The 26,495-nt window shown below is 55.0% G+C and carries 27 protein-coding genes; 17 read left to right on the top strand and 10 right to left on the bottom strand.

All coding sequences use genetic code 11. The features are described from left to right. Positions 1–31: 31 nt before the first annotated feature. Genes QWJ10_RS20010 through QWJ10_RS20020 form a run of 3 tightly spaced genes read left to right on the top strand, consistent with a single transcriptional unit; the run spans position 32 to position 2,474 of the window. Positions 32–880: a MoxR family ATPase gene (locus QWJ10_RS20010; protein WP_197873458.1), complete on the top strand. Its 849-nt coding sequence runs from the start codon at positions 32–34 to the stop codon at positions 878–880. Positions 881–893: 13 nt separating this feature from the next. Continuing rightward, entirely contained in the window at positions 894–1,268 is a 375-nt protein-coding gene (locus QWJ10_RS20015; RefSeq protein ID WP_074824094.1) for a GFA family protein, read from the top strand. 24 nt (positions 1,269–1,292) lie between these two features. Continuing rightward, positions 1,293–2,474, top strand: coding sequence for a VWA domain-containing protein (locus QWJ10_RS20020; protein ID WP_289929345.1), 1,182 nt, complete (start codon positions 1,293–1,295; stop codon positions 2,472–2,474). 22 nt (positions 2,475–2,496) lie between these two features. On the opposite strand, the gene QWJ10_RS20025 is transcribed toward QWJ10_RS20020, so the two are convergent. From QWJ10_RS20025 to speB, 5 genes are all read right to left on the bottom strand, one after another. Next, complete coding sequence (locus QWJ10_RS20025; RefSeq protein WP_289929347.1) at positions 2,497–4,101, bottom strand: 5-guanidino-2-oxopentanoate decarboxylase; 1,605 nt, start codon at positions 4,099–4,101, stop codon at positions 2,497–2,499. Position 4,102: 1 nt separating this feature from the next. Next, positions 4,103–5,500 carry a sodium:solute symporter gene (locus QWJ10_RS20030; protein WP_289929348.1) on the bottom strand — a complete coding sequence of 466 codons (1,398 nt, stop codon included), beginning with the start codon at positions 5,498–5,500 and terminating at the stop codon, positions 4,103–4,105. Positions 5,501–5,550: 50 nt separating this feature from the next. Next, complete coding sequence (locus QWJ10_RS20035; protein ID WP_289929349.1) at positions 5,551–6,276, bottom strand: MBL fold metallo-hydrolase; 726 nt, start codon at positions 6,274–6,276, stop codon at positions 5,551–5,553. Between the two features lie 17 nt (positions 6,277–6,293). Then, positions 6,294–7,802: a cytosine permease gene (locus QWJ10_RS20040; RefSeq protein ID WP_289929352.1), complete on the bottom strand. Its 1,509-nt coding sequence runs from the start codon at positions 7,800–7,802 to the stop codon at positions 6,294–6,296. A 192-nt stretch (positions 7,803–7,994) separates the two neighbouring features. Continuing rightward, positions 7,995–8,945: an agmatinase gene (gene speB, locus QWJ10_RS20045; RefSeq protein WP_150347139.1), complete on the bottom strand. Its 951-nt coding sequence runs from the start codon at positions 8,943–8,945 to the stop codon at positions 7,995–7,997. Between the two features lie 140 nt (positions 8,946–9,085). Between speB and QWJ10_RS20050 the strand changes: the two genes are divergently transcribed. From QWJ10_RS20050 to QWJ10_RS20065, 4 genes are all read left to right on the top strand, one after another. Then, on the top strand, positions 9,086–9,985 hold the full coding sequence (locus QWJ10_RS20050) for a LysR family transcriptional regulator (RefSeq protein ID WP_019365201.1): 900 nt from the start codon (positions 9,086–9,088) through the stop codon (positions 9,983–9,985). A 95-nt stretch (positions 9,986–10,080) separates the two neighbouring features. Continuing rightward, positions 10,081–11,646 (top strand): PAS domain-containing methyl-accepting chemotaxis protein, encoded by a 1,566-nt coding sequence (locus QWJ10_RS20055; RefSeq protein WP_289929359.1) that lies wholly within the window; start codon positions 10,081–10,083, stop codon positions 11,644–11,646. A 57-nt stretch (positions 11,647–11,703) separates the two neighbouring features. After that, the gene (locus tag QWJ10_RS20060) at positions 11,704–12,315 is read left to right on the top strand and encodes a DTW domain-containing protein (RefSeq protein ID WP_019366957.1); all 612 of its coding nucleotides are present in this window, start codon (positions 11,704–11,706) and stop codon (positions 12,313–12,315) included. Positions 12,316–12,507: 192 nt separating this feature from the next. Then, positions 12,508–12,723 (top strand): hypothetical protein, encoded by a 216-nt coding sequence (locus QWJ10_RS20065; protein WP_010794756.1) that lies wholly within the window; start codon positions 12,508–12,510, stop codon positions 12,721–12,723. A 43-nt stretch (positions 12,724–12,766) separates the two neighbouring features. Here the strand turns inward: QWJ10_RS20065 and QWJ10_RS20070 are convergent, their stop codons facing one another. Next, entirely contained in the window at positions 12,767–13,477 is a 711-nt protein-coding gene (locus QWJ10_RS20070; RefSeq protein ID WP_289929366.1) for a 4'-phosphopantetheinyl transferase superfamily protein, read from the bottom strand. A gap of 385 nt (positions 13,478–13,862) precedes the next feature. Here QWJ10_RS20070 and QWJ10_RS20075 point away from each other — a divergent pair, with 385 nt between their 5' ends. Next, positions 13,863–15,194 carry a dicarboxylate/amino acid:cation symporter gene (locus QWJ10_RS20075; RefSeq protein WP_010794754.1) on the top strand — a complete coding sequence of 444 codons (1,332 nt, stop codon included), beginning with the start codon at positions 13,863–13,865 and terminating at the stop codon, positions 15,192–15,194. A gap of 51 nt (positions 15,195–15,245) precedes the next feature. Here the strand turns inward: QWJ10_RS20075 and QWJ10_RS20080 are convergent, their stop codons facing one another. Together QWJ10_RS20080 and QWJ10_RS20085 are read right to left on the bottom strand one after the other, a co-directional pair. Continuing rightward, positions 15,246–15,746, bottom strand: coding sequence for a SprT family zinc-dependent metalloprotease (locus tag QWJ10_RS20080; protein WP_019366960.1), 501 nt, complete (start codon positions 15,744–15,746; stop codon positions 15,246–15,248). An 88-nt stretch (positions 15,747–15,834) separates the two neighbouring features. Next, positions 15,835–16,446 (bottom strand): DNA-J related domain-containing protein, encoded by a 612-nt coding sequence (locus QWJ10_RS20085; RefSeq protein WP_010794752.1) that lies wholly within the window; start codon positions 16,444–16,446, stop codon positions 15,835–15,837. A 100-nt stretch (positions 16,447–16,546) separates the two neighbouring features. On the opposite strand from QWJ10_RS20085, the gene ttcA reads away from it, so the two are divergent. The 6 genes from ttcA (at position 16,547) to QWJ10_RS20115 (ending at position 20,550) form a co-directional block, all read left to right on the top strand. After that, positions 16,547–17,371: a tRNA 2-thiocytidine(32) synthetase TtcA gene (gene ttcA, locus QWJ10_RS20090; protein ID WP_019366962.1), complete on the top strand. Its 825-nt coding sequence runs from the start codon at positions 16,547–16,549 to the stop codon at positions 17,369–17,371. Between the two features lie 16 nt (positions 17,372–17,387). Beyond that, positions 17,388–18,059, top strand: a complete 672-nt coding sequence (locus tag QWJ10_RS20095) for a DNA-3-methyladenine glycosylase I (protein ID WP_289929373.1) — start codon at positions 17,388–17,390, stop codon at positions 18,057–18,059. Continuing rightward, positions 18,056–18,820, top strand: coding sequence for an NAD-dependent protein deacylase (locus tag QWJ10_RS20100; protein WP_289929375.1), 765 nt, complete (start codon positions 18,056–18,058; stop codon positions 18,818–18,820). Before QWJ10_RS20095 ends, QWJ10_RS20100 begins: the two co-directional genes overlap by 4 nt. Positions 18,821–18,890: 70 nt before the next feature. Continuing rightward, positions 18,891–19,535, top strand: coding sequence for a C40 family peptidase (locus tag QWJ10_RS20105; protein ID WP_289929378.1), 645 nt, complete (start codon positions 18,891–18,893; stop codon positions 19,533–19,535). 72 nt (positions 19,536–19,607) lie between these two features. After that, positions 19,608–20,159 carry a C40 family peptidase gene (locus tag QWJ10_RS20110; protein ID WP_125889620.1) on the top strand — a complete coding sequence of 184 codons (552 nt, stop codon included), beginning with the start codon at positions 19,608–19,610 and terminating at the stop codon, positions 20,157–20,159. A gap of 70 nt (positions 20,160–20,229) precedes the next feature. Further along, a complete protein-coding gene (locus QWJ10_RS20115; RefSeq protein WP_010794746.1) occupies positions 20,230–20,550 on the top strand; it encodes a hypothetical protein in 321 nt (106 codons plus the stop codon). Positions 20,551–20,590: 40 nt separating this feature from the next. Here QWJ10_RS20115 and QWJ10_RS20120 read toward each other — a convergent pair whose 3' ends face one another. Beyond that, on the bottom strand, positions 20,591–21,097 hold the full coding sequence (locus QWJ10_RS20120; protein ID WP_289929385.1) for a hypothetical protein: 507 nt from the start codon (positions 21,095–21,097) through the stop codon (positions 20,591–20,593). 266 nt (positions 21,098–21,363) lie between these two features. Here QWJ10_RS20120 and QWJ10_RS20125 point away from each other — a divergent pair, with 266 nt between their 5' ends. The 3 genes from QWJ10_RS20125 to QWJ10_RS20135 are packed head-to-tail and all read left to right on the top strand — an operon-like array spanning position 21,364 to position 25,333. Continuing rightward, entirely contained in the window at positions 21,364–22,614 is a 1,251-nt protein-coding gene (locus QWJ10_RS20125; RefSeq protein WP_289929386.1) for a cytochrome c, read from the top strand. Beyond that, positions 22,611–23,093 (top strand): 2Fe-2S iron-sulfur cluster-binding protein, encoded by a 483-nt coding sequence (locus tag QWJ10_RS20130; protein ID WP_289929388.1) that lies wholly within the window; start codon positions 22,611–22,613, stop codon positions 23,091–23,093. Before QWJ10_RS20125 ends, QWJ10_RS20130 begins: the two co-directional genes overlap by 4 nt. Then, positions 23,090–25,333, top strand: coding sequence for a molybdopterin cofactor-binding domain-containing protein (locus QWJ10_RS20135; protein ID WP_289929390.1), 2,244 nt, complete (start codon positions 23,090–23,092; stop codon positions 25,331–25,333). The genes QWJ10_RS20130 and QWJ10_RS20135 overlap by 4 nt, the downstream gene beginning before the upstream one ends. A 6-nt stretch (positions 25,334–25,339) precedes the next feature. Here the strand turns inward: QWJ10_RS20135 and QWJ10_RS20140 are convergent, their stop codons facing one another. Beyond that, positions 25,340–26,206, bottom strand: a complete 867-nt coding sequence (locus tag QWJ10_RS20140; RefSeq protein WP_197872849.1) for a metallophosphoesterase — start codon at positions 26,204–26,206, stop codon at positions 25,340–25,342. Positions 26,207–26,495: the final 289 nt, after the last annotated feature.

Below are 26,495 nucleotides of genomic sequence, written 5' to 3' on the forward strand. Positions count from 1 at the left end.
ACGTCCTGTTGATCAATCCCGAGGGTCGCCCATGAAATTTGAAGGTACGGCGGATTACGTAGCAACCGCTGATCTCCAATTGGCTGTAAACGCAGCCATCACCTTGCAGCGTCCGCTGCTGATAAAAGGAGAGCCTGGTACTGGCAAGACGCTGTTGGCTGAGCAGCTGGCGCAGGCTCTTGGTACACAATTGATCACCTGGCATATCAAGTCCACTACGAAAGCGCATCAGGGGCTGTACGAATACGATGCCGTCAGCCGGCTGCGCGATTCCCAGTTGGGTGTCGACAAGGTTCATGACGTTGCCAACTACATCAAGAAAGGCAAGCTTTGGGAGGCATTTGATGCGCAGGAGCGGGTCGTTCTGTTGATTGACGAGATCGACAAGGCGGACATTGAGTTTCCAAATGATCTGCTGCAAGAGCTGGATCGCATGGAGTTCTATGTATATGAAACAGGCGAAACGGTTCGTGCCCGGCACCGTCCCATCATTATCATTACGTCCAATAACGAGAAGGAGCTACCTGATGCCTTTCTGCGTCGCTGCTTCTTCCATTACATTGCGTTTCCTGACCGCGATACGTTAAAGCGTATTGTGAATGTGCATTTTCCAAATATCAGCCAGACGCTGGTCAATGAGGCGCTGGAGGTATTCTTTGATATCCGTCAGGTGCCTGGACTTAAGAAAAAGCCTTCCACGTCAGAGCTGGTCGATTGGTTGAAGCTGTTGATGGCCGATGATGTCGGTGAGTCGGTTCTGCGTGAACGAGACCCTCGCAAGGCTATTCCGCCGCTTGCCGGGGCCTTGGTCAAAAACGAGCAGGATGTTCAGCTGCTTGAGCGCCTGGCTTTCATGACGCGGCGAAACGGCTATCGATAATCAAGGAGGTCCTATGCTCAAGGGTAGCTGTCTGTGCGGTGCGGTGACCTATGAAGTCGATACTTCGCTTGAAAAAGCTACCCACTGCCACTGCTCGATGTGCCGCAAGGCCCATGGTGCGGCCTTTGCTACGTATACGACTGTGTCTAAGAAAAGCTTTCGTTTCACGACCGGTGAAGCAGATGTTGCAGCCTACCGTTCGTCTCCAGAGGTGGTTCGTACGTTTTGCCGGCGGTGCGGGTCGAATCTACAGTTCTTGCGGGATGGCCGGGATACGCTGGGGTTGGCGCTAGGTTCATTGGATTCCGCGCTTGGTGCTTTGCCTGTCGATGAAATTTTTACCGAGGCCCAGCCGTCGTGGTATCAAGCACCGGTGCGTCATGACTGATCGTTCTCCAGCCGGGAATAGCCGATGCTGCTGAGTCTTTTTCATGAGTTGCGTTCTGCTCGAATTCCCGTTTCCCTGCGGGAGTTGCTGGATCTGCATGAAGCGCTACTGACAGGTGTCGTGTTTGCAGACATGGACGCCTTTTACTTTCTGGCACGTACTATCCTGGTCAAGGACGAACGTCATTTTGATCGCTTCGACAGGGCATTTTCAGCGTATTTTGACGGGCTTCAATCACTCGACGAGGCGCTGGAAGTATTGATCCCGGATGAGTGGTTGCGTAAAGCCTTTGAGCGTTCACTGACGCCCGAGGAGCGTGCGCAGATTCAGTCATTGGGTGGTCTGGACAAACTCATTGAAACCTTTAAGCAGCGCTTGGCCGAGCAAAAAAGTAAGCATGCTGGTGGCAACAAGTGGATTGGTACGGGCGGCACCAGCCCCTTCGGCTCAGGGGGGTATAACCCTGAAGGCATTCGTGTCGGCGAGGCAGGTGAAAGGCAGGGAAAGGCCGTCAAGGTCTGGGAGCAACGTGAGTACCGTAACCTGGACGATCAGGCGGAGCTCGGGCGCCGGAATATCAATGTTGCTCTTCGGCGTCTACGTAAGTTTGCCCGGGAGGGGGCAGCGGAAGAGTTTAATATCGAAGGTACTATCGATCATACCGCCCGCGATGCCGGATTGCTGAATATCCAGATGCGGCCCGAGCGCCACAATGCGGTCAAGCTTTTGCTGTTGCTGGATATCGGCGGGTCGATGGACATGCATGTGCAGGTCTGTGAGGAACTGTTTTCAGCCTGCCGCACTGAATTCAAGCGTCTGGAGTATTTCTACTTCCATAACTTCATCTATGAATCAGTCTGGAAGGACAACCAGCGCCGGATGAGCGAGCTGACGTCTACGCTTGATCTATTGCATCGCTATGGCGAGGACTACAAAGTGGTATTTGTTGGCGATGCGTCCATGGCACCCTACGAGGTACTTCAGCCTGGCGGTAGTGTCGAGCACTGGAACGAAGAAGCAGGCTCAGTCTGGATGGAGCGATTCAAGGCCAAATTTCGAAAGATCATCTGGCTTAATCCCTATCCGCAGCGGACTTGGGAGTACACATCCTCTATTCAGATCATCCAGGAATTGGTTGAGGGGCATATGTACCCATTGACCCTTGAAGGCTTGGAAGAGGGGATGCGTTACCTCGCACGTGGGTGAGGCTTGCAGGGCAAGCCTTCTATTAGCCTGGAGCGAAAGGAGGGGCCTCGGTAATTTCTATCAGGAAGGGCCTATCGGGTGGCGCATCGAGTAGCAGTTGTTCCAGATGTTGATGATCAGAGGCTTTTGCGGCTGCGCAGCCAAAGCCTTGAGCTAGCGTTATAAAGTCGGGTGTATAAATGTCTACACCCAGCGGTGTAATGGCGCGCTGCTTCATGTATCGCTTGATCTCACCGTATCCCTGGTTATTCCACAAGAGAACGATGATTCCGACACGCGCCTCTACGGCGCTGGCCAGCTCCGGCAGGGTAAATTGAATACCGCCGTCACCGATCAGGCAGATAACCGGCCGACCTGGACAGGCCAGCTTGGCTCCAATGGCGGCTGGCAAGGCATAGCCCAAGGTGCCGTAGCCCGTAGAGGCATTGAACCAGCGACGTGGCGAGCGTAGCTCGACGATATGGTTACCGGCATAAACCGGCTGTGTTGAATCACCTACATAACAGGCATCGGGACAGGCGCGGCTAAGCGTATCGAACAGTGTACGGAAGTGGCTGAGTGGTGCCAGTGTGTCGGCTAACTCACGCCGGGCCTTGGCCACACGCTCGCGACCGCTACCGGTTGCCTGAAAAATGTCAGGAGGCAATCTGTTCAGAAGCTCTTGGATAGCCGTCCTTGCATCCGAGACAATACCCAGCCAGGGCTGGTAGTTACGGGTAAGTTGATCAGGGTCTATATCGATTCGGATCAGGTCACCACTCAGTTCGAATCCACCATCGAAAACCACGTCATAATCCGTCTCGCCCAGTTCTGTCCCGATAGCCAGAATGACATCCGCCTCTTTTGCCAGTTGCCTGACGGCGGGCAATGACTGGTTGCACCCCAATGCCAGTGGATGGTAGTCAGGCAGTACTCCTTTGGCATTAATAGTGGTAGCGGCAGGCGCTGCGAGTCTATCGACAAGAATCCTGGCTTCGCTGGCTGCGGCAATACAGCCGCCTCCCAGTAGTACCAATAGACGTTTGGCGTTTCCGAGTCGCTTGGCGGCGAGGTCGAGCTGCTGCGGATCAGGTGCCGGGCGGCTGAAGCAGGGTTTGCATACAAGGGACAAGTGATCGGCGGGCGCGGTAATGACGTCGAGGGGAAGCTCAATGTGTACAGGTCGAGGCCTTTGGCTTTCGAATACCGCAAAGGCTTGGGTCAGGACCGCAGGCAGCTGGTCGACATCCAGCAGCGTATGACTGAAGGCTGTCACCCCGGCGGTCATGGCGCGCTGATCGGTCAGCTCATGCAGATAGCCACCGTTCCGCCCCAGGCGAGCCCGCGTAGTTACGCTTGAAATGACCAGCATAGGGATGGAGTCTGCGAAGGCTTGAGCCATGGCAGTCAGGATATTGGTTACGCCGGGGCCGGTAATGACAAAACAAACTCCGGGCTTGCCGCTGGCGCGAGCGTAACCGTCTGCCATGAAGCCTGCACCTTGCTCATGGCGAGGCGTGATATGGCGAATGCTGCTGTCTGGTAAGCCTCGGTAAAGCTCAACGGTATGAACACCGGGAATGCCAAATACCGTATTCACGCCCCAGGCTTCAAGTTGTCGAACCAGAAATTGGCCGCAGGTAACCATGCTAAATCTCCTCAGGCGCGGTTGTTGCCAGGGCATGTTGAGCGGAGCGAGCCAGAAGGCTCAGCAATACGAAGCTGCTCAGACTGACCGCCAGACTGAAATAAATGGGCGTGTTGGCTTCCAGGCCATCCTTGAACATGAAGATCAGTGCCGTCAGACAGCCCAACAACATGCTGGTGATCGCGGCAGGTGTGGTTGCTCGCTTCCAATAGATGGCGCCGATCAGGGGAATCAACATGCCGCCAACCAGCAGGTTATAGGCGCACGTCAGCGCGTTGAGTACATCGTCTACTGCCAGGGCAATACCCAATACGATGAGTCCGACGAGCAAGGTAAACAGACGGTTGAGCAAGAGATTGGTCAGCGGCCTTCCCTGACGCAATACCGGGATCAGGTCTTCCGTTAAAACTGTGGAGGCAGCCAGCAGGGCCGCGCTGGCGGTAGACATCATGGCAGCCAGAGCGGCAGCGATCACCAGGCCCCGGATGCCATCCGGCAGGGCTGCCTGAACGATTGCGGCAAAGGCATTATTGGCGTTATCCAGGTCCGGTAGAAGCACCTTGGCTGTCATGCCAATCAAGGCGCCACCCAGTCCGTACAAGACACAATAGATGCCTGCGGTAGTACCTGCATAGCGGGCGACGCGCTCATTTCGGGCAGTAAATACCCGCTGCCAGATATCCTGTCCGATCAGGACGCCAAAGAAATAGATGACGAAGTACGTCACGATCGTGCTCCAGCCAATGGCGGTAAAGCTGAAGCTGGAGGCAGGCAGCTTGGCAACGAGTTCATCCCAGCCGCCAATCCTGTACAGGCAGATCGGCAGGAGGATGAACATCAGACCTACGGTCTTTATGACGAACTGGACGATATCCGTCAGTGTCAGGGACCACATCCCTCCGATTGCGGAATACACCACTACCACGCCGCCGCCGATCACGACGGCCAGCCAGAAGGGAATGCCAAAAAGCACCTGCATGACTGTACCGATGGCAATGGTCGAGGTCGCTGCCAGCATAAGTGCATAGGCCACCATGATGACGGCGCTGGCTTGGCGTGCGGTTGTGTTGTAACGCCGCTCCAGTACCTGAGTCACGGTAAAGATGCGAAGTTTGAGGAGCGGTTTGGCCAAAAACAGATTCAGGATAATGATGCCAAGGCCCAGGGCCGCACACAGCCAGAACCCGGAGATACCGTGTACATAGCCCAGGCGCACTGTACCTACCGTGCTGGCGCCGCCCAATACAGTAGCCGCCATAGTGCCCATGTAAAATGTGGGGCCCAGGTTGCGACCCGCCACTAGAAACTCATCATGGGATTTGGCGCGGCGCATGCCGATCCAGCCTAGTAAAAGCATGGCAGCTACATATGCGAGGACCACAAGGATATCCAGGGCCATGAAGGCCTCCTTTAGCATCAGTTGAATGAGGAGCCGGGCAACGAGAGGCTTCAGGCATGTGCCTTGAGCCAGCCGTCGATCAAGTGCCGCAGGCGTTCACCGGAAAAGCTGGGGAAATGCCCGCCGTGTACTGTGCGGATAGGCATCTGTCGAAGCCGCTCCAGACTTAAGGCATAGGCCTCCAGATTCGAGTGGTAGGCATCCTCGACCAGCGGCCCGTCGTAGATAATGTCGCCGCTGAATAGCGTTGCGGTGGCGGCTTCCCATAGGTTGATGCCACCAGGCGAATGCCCGGGTGTATGCAGGATCTCCAGGTGGCGATCGCCGAGGTCAAGAATGTCGCCTTCCTCGATCAGGCGAGTCGCTGGAGCAGCTTTGACGCGGTATTCGGCATAGCACAGCGGGCAGTCAGGGTGTGCCTCGAACATGGCGTCCGTGACGTATCTGGCCGCCAGAGTATTCTCGCGGGTGGGGTGGGCGAGAATATCGGCTTCAGCAGGGTGCGCCAGACGCTCATCGAACTCATGATGCCCAGCGATATGATCGAAATGCGTATGGCTTGCCACGGCCATCAAGGGACGCTCGGTCAGCCAGGGAAGTTGCTCCCGCAGGCTGACGACACCCGAGCCGCTATCGATCAAAACATCACGGTCTCGTCCTTGAATGTGCCAGAGGTTGCAGCGGTAAAAGGGCCGAATGTAAGGTTCGTGGATCAGACTGATCCCATCGGCGCCACGCTTTACCTCAAACCACTGATCTCGGCTGACAATGTTCATAGGTGTCACTCCAGAGGTCAGGATAGGCTGGCGTTGGAGCGGATCAGCGCAGGGCCGCCGCGCGTTGCAGATGCGTTGAGCCAGGCAGGGCCATAGACTTCGATCGGTTCTGGAAAAAGTCGGAGCAGCAGGCTGTAGAGCAGAGCGGCCATGCCTAGCGTGATGGGCAGGCTGATATCGATTCCGCCTGCCAGCTCGCCTAAGGGGCCTACGAACTGACCGGGCAGGTTGACGAACAGCAACCCAACCACCGCGCTGGGAATCCAGGCACCCAGGCCCCGCCAGTTCCAGCCGTGGTGGAACCAGTAGCGTCCGCCACGTTCGCCGCGAGTAAAGACCTGCAGATCGTCAGGGCAGTAAAAACCGCGCCGATTGATCAGTCCGATGATCATGATGATCATCCAGGGGCTGGTGCAGGTAATGATCAGCACTGCAAATGTCGACACGCTCTGGACCAAATTAGCGGCGAAGCGGCCGATAAAGATGAATACGATGGCCGCAACACCAATGAGGAGCGTGGCACGTACTCGCGTCAGTACACGAGGGAAGACGCTGGACATGTCCAGCCCTGTACCGTAAAGGGAGGTGGTGCCGGTAGACATGCCGCCGATGGTGGCAATCAGGCAGACGGGCAAGAAGAACCAGTTGGGAGAGATGGCCAACAGGCCACCCACATAATTATTCTCGGCGATGTATTGAGGCGCTTTTACGGCCACGATGCTGGCCGTGGCCAGACCGAACAGGAAGGGAATCAGCGTTGCGACCTGGGAAAGCACCACGGCCAGCATGATGTGCAGTTTAGATGTTTGGCGAGGAATGTAGCGAGCCCAGTCACCCAGGAAGGCGCCGAAGGAGACCGGGTTACTCATGGCAACCAGCGCCGAGCCTATGAGCGCTGCCCAAAAGCCTTCTGTGCCGGGATTGAGCGTGCCGGCATAACTTGCGTCGAACGGCCCTGCAAAGGCTGCGATTCCCAGCATGAACAGCACGCTGGCGCTAACGACCGCGACCTTGTTTACCCAGAGCAGGAAGCGGAAGCCATACAGGCAGACCGTCAAAACCAGTATGGCAAATACGCCGTAGGCCAGTCCGAGCGTCAGGTCTGTTTCAGGAAGACCGATCAGGCGCTTGGCACCTCCGATCAGGGCATCGCCTGAACTCCATACGGAAAGTGAAAAGAACGCGATAGCGGTCAGCAGGGAAAGGAACGAGCCTACAATGCGACCATGTACACCGAAATGAGCCCCGGACGAGACGGCATTGTTCGTGCCGTTTATAGGGCCAAATAAGCCCATGGGCGCAAGGATAACCGCGCCGGTCATGACGCCCAGAAGAATCGCCCAGACGCCTGCCTCGAAAGACAAGCCAAAAAGAATAGGAAAACTGCCCAACACGGCAGTAGCGAAGGTATTTGCTCCACCAAAAATCATGCGAAACAAATCGAAAGGAGTAGCGTTGCGTTCGGCGTCTGGGATTTTTTCGACGCCAAAGGTTTCGATACGGGTGATACCGTTAGGGTTGTCCATGGTCGCCTCGACACGGTTATAGGCCACTGCACTGAGCGATGGCTTCTTTTGTTATCCCCGCAGGCGCTGGGCCCGCGGGTTGGTGTTCGGCAGTACGGCAAGGCCGGAAGGCTAATTGCCTGAGGCAAGTTCTGGACCTGCCTCAAACGGGAGTCTTTGCGGACTCCTCGGATTTATTTATCGTTACAGCGGCTATCGGCGTACCACCCCAGGCAGTACACACAGCATTTCATAAAGCAGATTGGCGCCCAGTAAAGAGGTGTTGCCTGTAGTGTCGTATGGGGGAGATACCTCCACAAGATCGCCTCCCACTAGATCAAGCCCGTGGCAGCCGCGGATAATTTCCAGCGCCTGAATGGTGGTCAATCCGCCTATTTCAGGGGTGCCGGTTCCTGGAGCCCAGGCGGGGTCAATACCGTCGATGTCAAACGACAGGTAAACAGGTCCGCCTTGCACTTTTGCCCGGACTTCCGCCATCAGAGGAGAGAGTGATGTGTGCCAGCACTCTTCCGCCTGCACAACGCGAAATCCCTGCTCACGGCTCCAGTTGAAATCGTCTGCCGTATAACCCTGGGCACGTAGTCCGATCTGCGCGACGCGATTGCAGTCCAGCAGGCCTTCTTCGACTGCTCGGCGAAAAGTAGTGCCATGAGCAATCTTCTCGCCAAACATGTGGTCGTTCACATCGGCATGGGCGTCGACATGAACCAGCCCAACCTTGCCATATTTCTTCTTCATGGCTCTGAGAATAGGCAGGGTGATCGTATGGTCACCTCCAAGGGTGAGCGGAATGACATTGTGCTCAAGAATGCCGTCATAGGCCTCTTCAATAATCCGTACGGCATCGAGAAGGTTGAAGGTATTGATGGCTACATCGCCAATGTCGGCCACCGAGAGCGAATCGAATGGTGCGGCGCCGGTTGCCATGTTGTAGGGGCGGATCATGACGGATTCGGCCCGAATTTCGCGTGGACCAAAGCGGGTGCCGGAGCGCAGTGATGTTCCAATATCCAATGGCACACCAACGAAGGCGGCGTCCAGCCCGGCAGGCGACTCGAGGTGAGGCAAGCGCAGCATGGTCGCGATGCCCCCAAAGCGTGGCATCTCGTTACCACCCAGCGGTTGATGAAGTTTTTTCTCCACAATCGATCTCCTGCCTGCGAAACGATGGCCCGATTGTGTGAAGGAAACAGCGCCTGAAAAATCGGCACGTGCAAAAAATCAGTTCAGAGATTTCTAAACTATCGGATAGGCTGAAAAAAATAAGACAACGGATCCTGTCCATGGCCAATGCGCTGCACGATATTCGTCTACTCAGAATTTTCGCGACTGTTGTCCAGAGCCAGGGCTTTGCGGCGGCACAGCGTGAACTGAATCTATCAACGTCAGCCATCAGTACCTATATGAGCCAGTTGGAAAGCCAATTGGGCATCACCTTGTGTCATCGTGGGCGCGGCGGGTTTGGGCTGACCAGCAAGGGTGAGATGTTTTATCAGGAGACGTTGAGAATCCTGGGAGAGATCGAAGGCTTTGAGCGATATGCAGCCGCGCTCAAGGGAGAGCTGAGCGGTACGCTCAAGCTGGGGATGCTGGACTCGTTAGCCAATGAGCCTGCCTTGTCATTGGCGGATGTTATCGGTGCTTATACAGGTGAATACCCCTCAGTCCACATTCATCTGACGGTCATGAGTCCTTATGACCTTCAACTGGCCATTCTTGAAAACCGTTTGGACTTGGCCATCGGTGCGTTTTCTGCGCGAATGAATGGGGTAACGTATCAGCCACTTTATCGTGAGCAACATTGGTTGTATTGCAGCGACCGCCATCCTTTATTCAAGGAAAGGCATATTCCCGAAGAACTTATTACTCAACAAAGAATGGTCCGAAGAGGCTATTGGAGTCAGGCCGAACTGGCTCGGCATGGGTTCAAGGAAAGTGCGGCAACAGTTGAAAGTATGGAGGCTCAGTTAATATTAATCCTTTCAGGAGCTTATATAGGTTATTTACCTGAGCATTATGTTCATGCGTGGGTTAATCAAGGGCGATTACGTGCTTTACAGCCAGCAATGTTTGGCTATCAGGCGCCATTTTCGCTCATATTTCGCCGAGGCCGTAATCGCGAAAGTCTTATACAGACTTTTCAAAGAATTCTTAAAGCTCATATGCGGCGTGCCGATAAGTAGCTGATGTTAAAAAATGATGACAACTAACAGGAGTGCTATTTGCCATCATTTAATTGAACGTCCGCTTATTTGGAAATCAGGAAGGCTTCTCCGCCATGCGCAAAAACCTGCCAGTGACACAACAGGCTCGTACATTCAGGGAAAGTGAGCGTCTTATCTCAACGACGAATCTCAAGGGACAAATTACTTATTGCAATGACGCTTTCGTCACAATAAGCGGTTTTAAGCGAGAAGAGCTTATTGGCAGTCCGCATAATCTGGTTCGTCATCCAGATATGCCGGAGGGCGTATTCGGCCATATGTGGGATACCCTAAAACAGGGCAAAGCCTGGATGGGTATCGTCAAAAACCGCTGCAAGAACGGCGACTATTACTGGGTAAATGCATACGTCACACCTATCTGGGAAAATGGCCAGATGGTGGGCTATGAGTCCGTACGTGTGCTGCCTACCGCGGATCAGATCCGGCGGGCCGATGTCATGTATGCACGGCTGCGTGAAGGCAAGCGTGCAGTACCAGTGACAGAAGCCATCAAGCATTCTGTCAAAATTGCATGGCCTACGCTTTTCAGCGGTGCCGTTATCTTTGGCGGTCATTTCTACTTCAACGACCTTGCCCAGGCTGGTGTGATTGTTGCCAGTGCACTAGGCATTACCTTCTGGCAGTTCAAGCGTCAGCGCTGGACCATTGAAAAGATCTTCGAGGCCAATCCGAAGATGTTTACCAGCGCCATCGTTGCGCCTACGTACAGTAACCAGTTTGGCGCGGCAGGCCAGATGGACCTCGCCTTGCAAAGCCAGGAGTCACGTTTGCAAACGGCACTGACTCGCCTGGTGGATACAGGCAACAACGTGCAGAGCAAGGCGGCAGAGTCGTTACGTCTTGCGCGGGCTCAAGCCGAGTTGCTTGATCGTCAGCGCTATGAGACCGACCAGTCAGCCACCGCAATCAACGAAATGTCTGCCACCATTCAGGAGGTTTCGCAAAACGTTAACCAGACGGCTCAAGCTGCTGGCGAGGCGGAGTCGCTGGCCCTACATGGTCGTGACGTGGCGGATGAGAGTTTAGCCTCCATGAGGCAGCTGTCTGGCGCCGTGAGTGAAATTGGACAGGCAGTGGGTGAGCTTGCCGATTCCACCCAGTCGATCGGCAGCGTTGCCGATGTGATTACTTCGATTGCCGAGCAGACCAATCTACTGGCGCTTAATGCTGCGATTGAAGCGGCAAGGGCAGGCGAGGCTGGTCGCGGTTTTGCCGTGGTCGCAGACGAGGTGCGCTCGCTGGCTTCACGTACGCGTGATTCTACCCAGCAGATTCACCAGATCATCGAGAACTTGCGTTCAGGCGCGCAGCGCGCCGTTGCTACAGCAGCCAAGGGCGAAGAGGCCTCACGACAGAGTGAAGAGCACACGGCAGCTGTACGCGAGGCACTGGAGGGTATCAGCCAGGCGGTCATGCGAATCACGGCCATGAGCCAGCAGATGGCTACAGCAGTAGAGGAGCAGAGCCATGTGGCAGAGGACATCAATCAGCAGATTACCCGCATTGCCGAGTTGTCCGATCACAGCACTCAGCAGTCACAGCAAGGTGCCGTGCTCAGTGGTGAGCTTGAGCAGATGGCAGTCTATCTGCGTGATCTGGCAGAGCGCTTTAATCGCTAGGCAACGCTTGAGGTAGACTGATGGCTGTTGCCCGCTATTGGTCTACCTAGAGGTTGTATGTCACGCCCGCGTTGTGCTGCATGCCAGCGTCCTGAAAGCCATTGCTTGTGTGCGCTTGTTCCCAGGCTTTCCAGTGCCACTCGCCTGTTGATCCTGCAACACCCTGACGAAACCCAGCATGCGCTGAACACGGCGCGCCTGGCCGCACTAGGTTTGGTAAACAGCGAGTTGCTTGTTGGCGAACAGTTCGAAGGGCTCGAAGCCCGTTGGGAAGGGTATACGCCCTGGTTGTTGTTTCCTGACGAGCAGGCTGAAAGCCTTGAGCATATAAAGGCCAAAGCTGAGCATTCTGGCAAGGCTATGCTTGTCATACCTGACGGCACATGGCGAAAGGCACGCAAGCTGCTGTACCTTAATCCGTGCGTGGCAGCGTTACCACGAGTCAGCTTGCCGACCGGTCTTTCGTCGCGTTATCGCCTTCGAAAAGCTCCTGCCGCTGGGGCTGTCTCGACCATCGAGGCGATTGTCACGGCCTTGAACGTATTAGAGACGCCCAAGCGTTTCGATGCGCTGCTTGCGCCTTTCGAGAGGTTAATCGAGCGCCAGATCGAGGCAATGGGTGAAGAGGTATTTGCAAAAAACCACGCGCTGAAAAGACATCATCATTAGGCTGTCATGAGCCCGACATACCGTTTAGGCATGCTCTTTTTAAGGAAGCTCTGAAGCGTTCAAAGCGTGCGGGCTCTTTAAACAGTCAAAAGCGACCACTTACCAGAAATTATGAATTTCTTGGCCGTACTAGGCTCTATCCATTACAGCCCGGATGAATCCGGTAAGACCGGTCGAGTAGGAGAGCAAGCTATGACCTTGAGTATCCAAGTCGTACGACAGGTGGAAGAGGACGAAACCATTCTGGCCTTCATTCCAGTATGGATGGGTGGAGACCAGCCTATTGAGCCTGGTGTTCCGACTGAGCCTATTTCTCCGCCATCGCAACCCATTGAGCCTGGCGAGCCCACCGTACCTGATCCCATTCCACCGGCACCTGTAGCCGATGCCCGCAGCATGATGATGTGAAGGGCAAGCCGTGACGAAAGCGGAGCTTAGGCTCCGCTTTTTATTAGGTTCCAGCAGGCACTCTGATCATGCTCAGAAAGCGCTGCTCTTCGAGCACATGCACGGCCTCAAGCTCCCGCCCCTTTTGCCAGCAAGGTGAAAGCGTCTTGGCGAGACGTAACCGGGCATAGCCGGATGGATCCCATTCGACCAGTTCGGCATCCTGGAAATAAAAGCGAACGCCAGTCAGCGGATAAAGCGCCTTGAAGAGGCTCTCCTTGAGCGAAAAGACTGCAGTGACATAAAAGGCGCTTTCAGCATCAGGGCTTTCATGCTCACGGGGCGTCAGCACTTCACTGGCCAGCCTCGCTGCACGTCCTGGAGCCAGCAGCGTCTCGGCGTCCAGCCCGATACTTTGCCAGTGCCTGGTTGCCGCAGTTGCTGCTCCTGCCCAGCCGTGACTGTGAGTAATGGAGCCGCAGAAGCCTCTCGGCCATACAGGTGCACGATCTTTCCCTACGTGTGGCGTTTCCACGGCTCCTGTTATTTCAGCTAACGATGCTCGTGCGCACAATCGTCCAGCCAGAAATTCGGTCTGCCGCTTCGGCACGGCCTTTAGCAATGACGGGGGCAGCGCCATGTCAAGGCAGTCGAAATCCGCGGCGGTTAACAAGGTAGGGATAAAGCGCGTGGAGTATAGAGCCACGCCCAGTCGCTCAACTGGAAACGGCCAGTACAAGGTTGGAAGAATATTGCCAGGATAGAGAGTAGTCATGAAAGCATTCTGCCGCGCTGCATCTCATCCGCCAAGCGACGCTACAGTCAGTCATTGGCATCGGACAGGTGTTGCATGATCAGCTTTTTATCGGCAATGCCAACCTCTGCTGTGGCGGTTTTCCCCCAAATACCTCAGGGGGAAAACCGCCACCTTGGGCGAATATCCGCCTCTTGAACCTCTTTATTCATACTTCTCAGTAGCTAAGGCTATGAAAAATATCGAGTTTTCTTTTATCTGAGGGAGTGGCACATGGCTTGCATTGTATATGGCAAGATCAAGGCATGGCCTTAATCCACAACAAAAGCTCCCTGGATGAGGGGCAGAACGCGATTGGCTTGACGTATCGCAAGGATGTGAGCGTAAGCACCATGGAATCACTCCCATGACAGCTAAAATTGAAGCAACCGCAGTGCCTCTTGCTGCAAAACCCCCGTTGTATAAGTCCTTGTATGTTCAGGTTCTGGTGGCTATTGCCATCGGTATCTTGATTGGTCACTTCTACCCGGATACCGGTGCTGCCCTGAAGCCGCTAGGTGATGGTTTCGTCAAGCTGATCAAGATGGTGATCGCGCCGATCATCTTCTGTACCGTTGTAACAGGGATTGCCGGCATGCAGAGCATGAAGGCCGTCGGCAAAACCGGCGGTTATGCGCTGCTGTATTTTGAAATCGTGTCGACCATTGCCCTGATCATTGGTCTGATTGTTGTAAACGTTGTCCAGCCGGGCGCTGGCATGAACGTTGACCCTGCCACTCTGGATACCAAGGGTATCGCTGCTTACGCGGCTGCTGGTGAAAAGCAGAGTACCATTGAGTTCCTGATGAACATCATCCCGTCGACGGTGGTTAATGCGTTCGCCCAGGGTGAAATTCTTCAGGTGCTGTTCTTTGCTGTCTTATTCGGCTATGCCCTGCATCGTCTGGGAGAGAAAGGCGAGCTGATCTTCAACTTCATCGATCGCATCTCTCACGTATTCTTCAATATCATCAATGTCATCATGAAGCTGGCTCCAATCGGTGCCTTTGGCGCCATGGCCTTCACGATTGGCAAATACGGTGTGGGCTCGCTAGTTCAGCTCGGCCAGTTGATGCTGTGCTTCTACATAACCTGCGTGTTGTTCGTGCTTATCGTGCTAGGCGCCATTTGCCGTGCCCACGGTTTCAGCATTCTCAAGTTCATCAAGTACATCCGTGAAGAACTGCTGATCGTGCTGGGTACGTCTTCCTCCGAGTCTGCACTGCCACGCATGTTGACCAAGATGGAAAAACTGGGCGCTCAGAAGTCAGTGGTTGGCCTGGTAATTCCCACCGGTTACTCGTTCAACCTGGACGGCACATCCATCTACCTGACCATGGCGGCTGTGTTTATTGCTCAGGCAACCAACACCCATATGGATATCACGCATCAGATCACGCTGTTGCTCGTGCTGCTGATCTCCTCCAAGGGTGCGGCAGGTGTAACTGGTAGTGGTTTCATCGTCCTGGCTGCAACCTTGTCCGCGGTGGGTCACTTGCCTGTTGCGGGTTTGGCCCTGATTCTAGGTATCGATCGCTTCATGTCCGAAGCTCGTGCACTGACCAACCTGGTAGGTAATGGTGTCGCCTCCATTGTGGTTGCTAAATGGTGTAACCAGCTGGATGAGGGCCAACTGCACCGTGAGCTGGCCAATGGCCCGACGCGTATAGAGGAAGAAGAAGCCCACAAGGTGGCTTGATCTCTCCCAATAAAAAGCCCCGCCTAGACGGGGCTTTTTATTGCTTGTTCGTCATTCATTGTCGAGCCGTGTTTGCCCTGTGTAAGTCAGCGGACTCTGACAGCGACGGCAGGAGTAGCGATACCCTTTCTTGACCAGTCCATGTCGGCGCGCGGTAAAGGAAAAAGGGCTTTCCGAACAGCCGCACCGATAGAGGTAGACCTTCCGTGCCGGACGCTCAATTGCATAGGTATGGCATCTGCTTGGTGGCAGACCGTATACCCCCTGCATGATGAGTTGCCACTCTTTGCCGTGCGGACTTATCCGACTGCCAAATAGTTGGTGAGCTACCAGATGGGCCACTTCGTGGGCAACGGTATGCTTTAAAAAATGCTCCTGATTCTGCCTGTAGAGCACCTCGTTAAAGCGCAGGCGGTTTTCCTGCAGATGGGCAACCCCGGCTTTCTGTCCTCGTAGGCGAAGGCTCACGTCGGGGCGAATAAACGATTTTTTGAAAAATTGCTCGGCCAGCTGATAGCAGTCTTCGACACGAGCGAGTAAGGCTTGAGACATTCGCTTTCTCCGTATCGAGCCTATTATGCGTCAAAGCGCATCGGCTGCCTAAGTGGGCCGCTTACCGGCAAGCAGCCCGGACAGCTAATTACTGATTGATGCTCTCATTACGCAAATGATGGCGCCTGAGCGCTTCCATTGCCCCATTGAGTGACTGCAGAGTTGCGGTACAGCCTCCACGATCTGGATGGTTACGGCTAACCAGCTGTCGGTACCGATGGCGGATGGCTGAGTATGAAGCAGACTCGTCCAGATCCAGCAGCGCAAAGGCAGACTTGATGCCACCCTCATCATTCTGGCGAGTCCAGAAGCTCTCTAGTAGCGCCTCTACGTCTTCCAGCGTGGTCGTGTCGAGCTGTTCGAGATCCAGATAATAGCTGCGCAAAGGATCCGCTACGATCAGGCCGGGTTTTGCACGGCGATAATCCTGTAGCTGAATGCGTAGCGCATGGATTTCAAGATGGGCGCTGGCATTGGCCCATAGTCGATCGCGCAGGGTATACAAGGCATTGAACAAGACGAAGTGCGTGCGAAACAGTACCAGTTTATCCAGCAGCGGCTCTTGAGGCACAAAGGGTGACCGGTCCGCTCTCAAGCGCTGAATCACATCGTATTCCGATAACCCTGCAGGGGCCGCCTTGAGCAATGCATGCAATTGATGAATGAGCGTTTCATTCGGGGCTGGTTGAAAAGCAGTCATAGCCCATACCAATAAGCGGGTTGTACAGGGCAGGGTAGGGGAAACCGTGCTTTACGCGTAAAATAGTCCTTTTCGTGCATTTCCTGATTTGGATTCATCCATGAGCACCCTTTCTGTCAATCAGAACAAGCTCCAGAAACGTTTGCGACGTCTGGCTGGCGAAGCCATCGCCGATTTCAACATGATCGAAGATGGCGACAAGGTCATGGTCTGCCTGTCTGGTGGTAAAGACAGCTATACCATGCTTGATGTGTTGCTTTACCTGCAAAAGGTCGCGCCTATCAAATTCGAGATCGTTGCGGTCAATATGGACCAGAAGCAACCAGGCTTCCCCGAACACGTACTGCCGGCTTATCTCGAATCCGTCGGTGTGGCTTACCACATCATCGAAAAGGACACCTATTCGATCGTCAAGGAAAAGATTCCCGAAGGCAAAACGACATGCTCGCTTTGCTCGCGTCTGCGCCGCGGAACGCTTTATACCTATGCCGACGAAATTGGAGCGACCAAGATGGCGCTTGGCCATCACAGGGACGACATAGTAGAGACCTTTTTCCTTAATTTGTTCCATGGCGGAACCCTCAAGGCAATGCCGCCTAAACTTTTGGCAGACGATGGACGCAATGTCGTAATCCGTCCGCTCGCGTATTGCAGCGAAAAGGACATCGAAGCCTACGCAGAGCTCAAGCAGTTCCCGATCATTCCATGCAACCTGTGCGGCTCCCAAGAAAACCTGCAGCGCAAGGTAGTCAAGGAGATGCTTCAGGAGTGGGATCGCAAGACCCCGGGGCGCACCGAAATTATGTTCAGGGCTCTGCAAAATGTAGTTCCTTCGCAGCTGGCCGACCGTAATTTGTTCGATTTTGTGAACCTGCGCATCGATGAGGACGCTACACCGCGTTTTCTGGATGTCATGAATCTCTGAGGTACTGTGTTCTCCAATGCGTGACTATGCCTGGCTACATGAGTTTTGCCTGAACCGCTTCGGCTCTTCCAAAGCCCTTGAAGCGGTATTACCCCAGCCCGCATCAGCCGAAGCGCTCGCCCAAGTGACTGCTGACCGCTATTTGTCCTTGATGACACGGCGAATATTTCGTGCGGGTCTCAAGCACAGCCTGGTAGACGCCAAGTGGCCTGCGTTCGAAGAGGTTTTCTTTGGCTTTGATCCAGAAAAGGTCGTCTTGATGGGCGGCGAATGGCTGGAGCGGCTCATGCAGGACACGCGTCTAATCCGGCATCTGGGGAAGCTGAAAAGCGTTCCCCGTAATGCGCAGTTCATCCTGGATATCCAACGGGAACAGGGTGACTTTGGCCAATTTCTGGGGAATTGGCCCTCAGAGGATATTGTGGGACTCTGGCAGCTTTTATCTCGGCGAGGTAGCCAGATGGGAGGGCTTTCGGCACCGCGTTTTTTGAGAATGGCGGGCAAGGACACTTTCGTTGCCACGCAGGACGTTGTGGCTGCACTCAAAGCTCAAAACGTTATGGACAAGGAGCCGACCAGTCAGCGTGATCGGGCTGCCATGCAGGCCGCCTTCAATCAATGGCAGGCGGAAAGCAAGCGGCCGTTGTGTCAGCTTTCGGTCATGCTCGCGCATACGGTAAATCATTGACGGACACGATAAGACAGGTGGCCCAGGCGCTTGAAAGCGCTCAGCGGATTCTTGTGATAACAGGTGCTGGGCTTTCGGCAGACTCTGGACTGCCTACCTATCGCGGTCTCAATGGGCTGTATAACGGAAAAACTGAAGAGGGCATTCCTATCGAGGCTGCGCTCTCCGGTACGATGTTTCGACACCGTCCGGATGTCTGCTGGAAGTATCTGGCGGAGTTGGGCAGGGCTTGTCTTAGCGCTCAACCCAATGCAGGTCACGAGGCCATAGCCGAGTTACAGCGGCGCAAGTCTGAGTGTTGGGTGCTGACCCAGAATATCGATGGTTTTCACCGGCGAGCCGGGTCGCCCATGGACAGAGTCATAGAGATCCATGGTGAGATGGGGCCACTGTTTTGCTCGGCCTGCGAGGCAGGCAATATCCCTGTTGCTGATAAAATTGGTCATTCCCTGCCGCCACGGTGTGACCGTTGCGGGGGTGTTTTACGACCGCCCGTCGTGCTGTTTGAGGAGGCTTTACCTGCCAGAGCGGTATCTACTCTGATGCAGCAGAATGCTATCGGTTATGACGTTGTGCTCCTCATAGGCACTACCGCCAGTTTCCCGTATGTCATCGAGCCAGCCTTGCAGACCCTCAACAACGGAGGTTTTGTTGCCGAAATCAATCCAACCATGACTGATTTGAGTGCATCGGTGACAGTCAGGCTCCAAAAAAGGGCCGTAGACGTTTTATCGATTATTTTAAGTCACATGTCCGATTAAAAAATTCTTGCCTGTTCGTTGGGTAAACGGCAAAGTGTCGCAACTTTTGAATTATGACACGGTCGTGCCCATGCTACGGACTCGCTTAGCACCCCTCGTGCCCCTAAGTTTTATTGCTTTGTTGGCGGCTTGCGCCAACGCTCCACAACAACAAAAGCCTGAACAGGCACAGCTTTCAAAGCCAGCCCGGGAACAATCGGCCGCTGTTGAAAGCAAGCAATCGGCTCAGCCAGTTCATTGGCTTTCCAGCAACGCTACCCGTGGGGGTGGTCATGCCTCCCGTCAGCCTTTGAGCTGGGAGCATGAGGTTGGCTCCACGCAGCCGATGCCGACTCTGGCCGATAGCATCCTGACCCGCGCCGAAGAGCTTGTCGGTACGCCTTATCGCACTGGCGGAAGCTCGCTCAAGGGTTTTGACTGCAGTGGCTTCGTCAATTATGTCTTCCGTGAGGAAGCCGGTATCCAGTTGCCACGCTCAACCCGCCAGATCATCAATCTTGATGTACCTGTTGTCAGCAAGAACGACCTGCAGCCAGGCGACATTCTGCTGTTCAATCACAACGGCCGCGGTCGTGTCAGTCATGCAGCCATTTACATGGGCGAGGGGAAGTTCATTCATTCCTCGAGCCATCGCAGTGGCGGTGTTCGTGTAGACAGTCTTGAAGACCATTACTGGAAGGTCAGCTTCCTCGAAGGAAAGCGCATATTGCGCTAACAGGGCTTTGATCGCGTAGCGCGTTCAACGCTGCGCGATCGAGGTGGAATGCAAGAGTGAATGGATTGTCCTATGCCTGCTTTGGCTCGTATCGCACTAACTGCTCTGACCATTCTGCTGGCCGCCTGTGCCGGCACTCCGCCGCCTTCTCCTCATCCTGCGGCAGTGCCTGTTTCCAGGGTTCAGCTTGATACCCATTCACAGGCCGCCGATGACGTTCTGTTTCGCGCAATAGGGCTGGTTGGGACGCCTTACCGTTACGGGGGAAACACGCCCGACAGCGGTTTTGATTGCAGTGGCCTGATCAATTTCGTATACCGCGACGTCATGGGGATTCGCTTGCCGCGCTCCACGCGGGAAATGATCACTCTCAACGCGCCTTCTATCTCTCAATCGGCCTTGCAGCCCGGTGACCTGGTCTTCTTTGCGACGGCTGGAGGCAAGCAGGTCAGTCATGCGGGAATCTATGTGGGTGAAGGGCGCTTCGTACACGCGCCCAGTACTGGCGGAACGGTAAGACTAGACAGCCTCAGTACCCGTTACTGGCAGAAGTCCTATCTGGATGCCAAACGTGTACTGGTTACACCTAACCTGGCCAGCAGTGCCGCTGGCGGGCGCCTCTGATACCAGAGGCGCTTTGAACTCCAGGTGGATCGGTTGAATCTGATGGAAACACACATTTTCCTTCCCGTTCATGCCAGACGCGATTCGACTGCCACCCCAGCCTGATGCCTGCGAACTTTGCGGACGAAAGGCTCCTCTCACTCGGCATCATCTGATTCCCAAGTCCCTGCATGACAAGCCCTACGTGCAAAAGCGCTTTGATCGTATAGAGCGTATTACGGCAACGCTGTGGGTATGTCGTCCGTGCCATAACCACATTCATGCCACGTTTGACGAGAAAGCGTTAGCACTTACCTACAACAGCCGTGAGCGCCTCATGGAGGATGAGCGGATACGAACATTCGTGGAGTGGCTGTCACGAAAGCCGGACGGCTTTGTACCCAAACGGTAACGCTTGGGCGGGTTAGCTAGAATAGTTTGTTTCCCTTCTTTTAATTGACGCTATAACCACGTCCAGCCAGACAGGCTGTCAATGCGCGACGATAATAATCCGTAGTTGCGCTTGGCGGTGCTGCCGTTGCGGTGGCTGGATCAAAGCCACTTTGAGTGACCGCCCAGCTATGGCATTCATATCGATCCCGAGCCTGCTGATCGGGCGTCTGGCCGCGAGCCGGGTAGGCGATGACGTCATAACTTTGTGTACTGACTGTTGTAGGAACAGGTGGTGTTACAACGATATAGCGCTGTTGATCGGCATTCCATACATAGTAAGTACCTGCAGCCAAAAAGTAGAGTGCACTGCCTATCCAGACCTCTCGCGCAAAGTCTGGTAGCCCGTGCCCATGTCGGGGGCCTGGGTTGAAGGCCGGACCGGCATTGTGTGGAGCACGCCAGTCTGGTCCGGGACCAGGCCCGTGAAGCGGCTCTGCCGTAGCAAGACTGGCTATGCCTATAGCTGCGAGGCCAACAACTGTTTTGCTGAGAGAAAAAAGATGCATATGTGCTCCCATGTTGTATGCGCAATCATGGAAAGGCACCCTACCCAGTTGAACTGCAAAAAGTGTTTGGCTTGTGTAAGCAGTACGTAAATTTTGGGCAGGTGACAAGTCTGAGGTTTTGATAATGACCGCCAGGCTTGCTGAATCCGTTTTGGTCCATTTGGCTTGCACACACCGCTTGTGGCCTTTATCTTGGCGAGTCGAATCGCAGCTGTCGTCCCATTGCATCGGGGCAGGTGAAAAATAGAAAAATAGGACGATAGCCGATGGGGTCAAGCCCACCTTTAGGGCGGGCTTTGTGTAAAGCCCTGCCTTTTTTATTACTCGCCGCGTTCAATGGCCCTGTCTGGGCGGGAGAGGGCGCAAGCATTGATACGAAACGGGGCGAATACCTGACGCAGTTGGGAAACTGTCAGAGTTGCCATACCCGTAAGGACGGCTTGCCCTTCGCCGGTGGCGTAGCCTTTATCACTCCCTTCGGTACGCTTTACTCTACTAACATCACGCCTGAAAACACGACTGGTATCGGTGCCTGGAGCGACGACCAGTTTCTCAATGCCATGCATAAAGGCATACGGCCTGATGGCGCACATCTGTACCCGGCGTTTCCCTATACGGCTTACACCCAATTATCCCGTAACGACGTTCTGTCTATCCTTGCGTATCTAAGGTCCCGGCCAAGCGTTGTCTATACGCCGCCTGCCAATGAGCTGCGTTTTCCTTTCGATCAGCGTTGGATCATCAAGGGCTGGAAGCTACTCAATTTCCGTGAAGGCCGTTTCAACGAGGTTTCTTCGAACGAACAGATCAACCGTGGCGCTTATCTGAGCGAGGCGCTAGGGCACTGCGGGGAATGCCATACGCCCCGTACCTGGAGTCAGGGGTTGGATCGCTCTCTACACTATGCTGGTGCGCGCCAGCAGGGATGGACGGCCTGGAATATCACGTCTGACCCTCGTGGTATCGGTGACTGGAGTGACGAAAAGCTGATGAATTACTTGCGAAATGGTCATCAGCGTGGGGAGGCGGTAGCGGGCGGACCCATGGCACAGGTTGTCAGCGGTAGCCTGCGGTTTTTGACGGACGAAGACCTGCGGGCCATGGTGGCGTATTTGCGTAGCGTGCCTGCAAAGCCGGGCACCGTACCAACGCATGCCGAAATAAGCGTGAAGCCGGAAACGCAGGGCAATACAGACGCCGAAGCGTTATTCGTGTCGCTATGCGAGAGCTGTCATCATCCCGATGGACAAGGGCTGGGAGGGCCTTATCCGCGCTCTTTTCCAAACTACTCGGCTGTGCGCGACCCGGATGGAACAAACCTCATTCGTGTCATGCTTGAAGGGATTGAGCGGAAGGGGATGCAGGATGAGGCTTTTATGCCTGCCTACCGCGCACTCTTGAATGATGATCAGATTGCAAGTCTGGCCACTTATATCGGCCACCGGTTCGGTGGCCATACCCATGTGTTTTCGGCTCAGGATGTAGCCCGTCAACGAGAAGCAGGAGCCGGGCAATGACAATCCATCAATTGAATGTCAACGGCGCGGCTTACGAGATCGATGTCGATCCGCAGGTGCCACTGTTGTATGTGCTGCGCAACGAGCTGGGCATCATGAGCCCTAAATTCGGATGCGGTCTTAGTGAGTGTGGGGCTTGCACGGTTCTGGCAGGCGGTCGCCCTGTACGCTCCTGCTGCGTGCCGGTCGGCTCACTGGCAAGCCAGGCTATCGTGACCGTTGAAGGCCTGGGCACGCCAGACCGACCACACCCTCTGCAGCAGGCGTTCATCGATGAGCAGGCCGCGCAATGTGGGTATTGCATTCCAGGCATGTTGATGAGTGCACAGGCATTGCTCTCTCAAAACACCTCGCCAACCGACGAGCAGGTCAAACGGGCGCTTGCCGGTAATCTGTGTGGATGCGGAACACATACGCGCATCGTCAAGGCAGTCCAGCGTGCCGCAGGCGTCATGCGCCAGGGCGAGGAGCGCTTATGACTTTTCTGGTGTCGCGCCGTTGTTTTCTCCAGGGTTTATCCGCTCTGGTGGTAGGGTTCAGCTTTAACGGTGTTCGGGCTGCCGAGCTATTGACGCCTGACCTTTCGGCCGAGCAAGTGCAGAAAACTTTGGACGCCAGGCAGCTCGACGCCTGGTTGGCTATTCGCCAGGATGGCTACGTCATTATCTATAGCGGTAAGGTGGAGCTGGGAACCGGGGTTGAGACCGCATTGCGCCAGATTGTGGCAGATGAATTGTGCGTCTCGTTCGAGTCTACTCGTTTGATTCAGGGTGATACACAGTTGACGCCCAACCAGGGCATCACAGCAGGGAGCAAGACGATTCAGGTGGGTGGTGCCCAATTGCGTCAGGCTGCCGCTTCAGCCCGGCATTATCTTTTTAATGAGGGTGCACATCGCCTGGGGCTCGATACGTCGGTGCTCGATACGGTGGATGGGTGTGTGGTCTACCGAGGCGATCCAACAGGTCGTTATGTTCGTTATTCCGACCTGCTGACGCAGGGTGCCTTTGAACGTTCTATAGATAAGACTGCTAGTGTTCGAGCGGTCGAAAGCTATCGAGTCGTCGGTCAATCCATACCGCGAGTGGATATTCTTGCCAAGGTTTTCGGCCAGTTTCGTTACGTTCATGACCTAACTGTCCCGGGTATGGTGCATGGGCGTGTGATTCGTCCTCCGATAACGGGCGCCAGCCGTCTGGATGGATTAAAAATCGAGCACCTTGATGCCAGTGAACTACCGGCAGGCGCGCAATTGGTCTATGAAGGCAACTTCGTGGGTGTGGTTGCAGAGCAGGAATGGGTGGCCATGCAGGCTGCCCGTGCGCTCAAAGTGACGTGGAGCTATACCTCCACGTTGCCGAACCCTGGCGATTTGTACGGCCGCTTACGCCATGTGGCCGGCGAGCCTGAGGTGCTGGTCGAGCAGGGCGATGTCATCGAGCATATGGAACAAGCCGCCCAGGTTATCTCGGCTGAGTACCGCTGGCCTTTTCAAAACCACGACTCGATTGGCCCTTCGTGCGCTATTGCCGATGTACGAGCTGACGCGGCAACCATTTGGTCGAGTACTCAAGGCATTTATCCGTTACGGTCGGCTTTGGCCGATCTGCTAGGCATGGACGAACACGCCGTGCATGTCATTTATAGTCAGGCTTCAGGGTGCTATGGACATAATGGGGCGGACGACGTCGCGGGTGATGCTGCGCTGCTGTCCAGGCACTGTGGTCGTCCGGTACGTGTACAGTGGTCCAGGGCTGACGAGCACGGTTGGAACCCCAAGGGTCCGGCTATGCTGATGCAGCTGCAGGGAGGGATGAACGCATCTGGTGACGTTGTGGCGTGGCACTTCCAGAACTGGACGCCTACCCATGTCACCCGGCCCAGCGCTAAGGCGGGAGCTGCTTCCCTGTTGGCTGGGCAACTCTCTCGGGGACTGGCCGTCCAGGGGCCCAACGCGGGGGGAGACCGTAACGCGCCCACCAGTTACACCCTGGTGAACTGTCGGGTTGAAACGCACTGGATCGACCCCTTGAGTTCGCCGCTACGGCCCTCTGCACTGCGTGGTTTGGGAGCGGTAGCAAACACCTTTGCCAATGAATCCTTCATGGATGAGCTGGCTTGGGCCGTGTCGGTTGATCCCTTGGCGTTTCGACTGCGTTATCTGCAGGATCCTCGCGGCCGTGCCGTGCTTGAAGCGGCCACCCGGCAGGCTCGCTGGACGCCTCGACAGCAGGGTCCTGATCGCTGGAAAGGCCAATCCGCACAGGGCCGCGGGATCAGTTACGTTCAATACGAGAACGAAAATGCCTATGTGGCCGTAGTCGCCGATGTGGATGTCAGTTCAGCCGGAGTAAGGGTCAGACGCGTGACGGTTGCCCATGATTGCGGGCTCATCATCAACCCGGACGGTGTTAGGAATCAGATTGAGGGGAATGTGATTCAGGCGATCGCCCGTACACTCAAGCAGGAAGTGACGTTCAACCCTACCGGTGTGACCAGTCTTGAGTGGGGAGCCTATCCCGTGCTGGCCTTTCATGAAGTGCCAGAGATTGACATCGTCTTGCTCGATCAGCCGGACCAGCCTTCTGTTGGGGCAGGTGAAGCAACGTCTGCTGCAGTGCCTGCCGCTATTGCCAACGCGGTATTCGATGCGACAGGGTTACGGCTGCGGCAGGTACCTCTGACAAGAGCGCGCCTGACCAATGCCATGCACGCATAAGCCTTCTTACTGCTGACCGCCGGGCACCAGGACCTCATGACGATCCGTCTCCAGTGCCTGCTCTTCTGCCTTCCAGGTCAGGTTGAAGCGCTCGGCAACCGTAAAGCGCTTGTCGATGAAGTCCCAGCGCTCTACCTCGATGCATTTAGTTTCACCGTTGCCTACGATCAGTCGATTGAAGGAGTTGGGTGCACTGCCACGTACGCGAGAGGAGAGCGTCGTGCCTGCCTGCACAATCCATATCTCTCGGGAAAGCTCAGGGTACTGGCCGCTTAGGGGAAGAACATAAGGGAGGTGGATATGGCCACCCATTACCAAGTCTAGGCCGGCGTCGGCCCAGGCGGTAAGCGCATCTCCTGCACCGCCCTGCAGATTGCTCAAGTCACTCAGAACCATGGCGCCAAAGGGTTGATGTGCTACAACGATGCGCAGCTTTTCCTTTGAGGTCTTGTTCAAGCGGTCGACGACGCGTTGAATCTGCTCGGATGTAACCGCTCCGTCCTTGCGTCGCTTGGGGTGCGTAGTGTTCAACCCAATGACCAGAAGATGTTCATCTTCATAGGTAGGCTCAAGGTCGCTTCCAAAATGACGCTGATAATTGGCATAGGGCGTCATGAATCGGGCAAAGAGGTTATAAAGCGGAATGTCGTGGTTGCCTGGTATTACCAGGGTAGCTGGAATGCCATATTTCTCAAGACGCTGCACGTAAGCCAGCCCGGCTTCGAACTGCTTGTCACGGGCTCGCTGTGTGATATCTCCTGAAAGAATCAGCAAGTCGGCGCCATGTTCACGTACGTGATCTTCCAACGCATCAAGTACGGGTTGTTGTTCGGTACCGAAGTGAGTATCGGAGATTTGCAGAATCGTTGTCATGGGAAATGCATGCTGTCAGTGTGAAGTTACGACGCTAATGGGCGGCGAGAATTCGATTGTCTGGCCTGATTTAACGGTTAAGAGGCTGTAAGTGGTTAGGCAATTCCACTTGCATGGGCGTCTTGAGTTAGCCGTTATTCGTTTAAACGTTCAAACGGCATTATCGATGAAAAACGACACCGATGTCCCTTTGCATGGGGCAAGGAAAAATATGTGATGTTTTTATCCAAAAACTTGCAGACAGTTTCTCATCATTGAGCAGTAATCTGCTGCCGCTGCTTGTCGCTAT

Origin of the sequence: Pseudomonas sp. WAC2, assembly GCF_030403525.1 — a bacterium.
GTDB classification, from domain to species: domain Bacteria; phylum Pseudomonadota; class Gammaproteobacteria; order Pseudomonadales; family Pseudomonadaceae; genus Chryseomonas; species Chryseomonas luteola.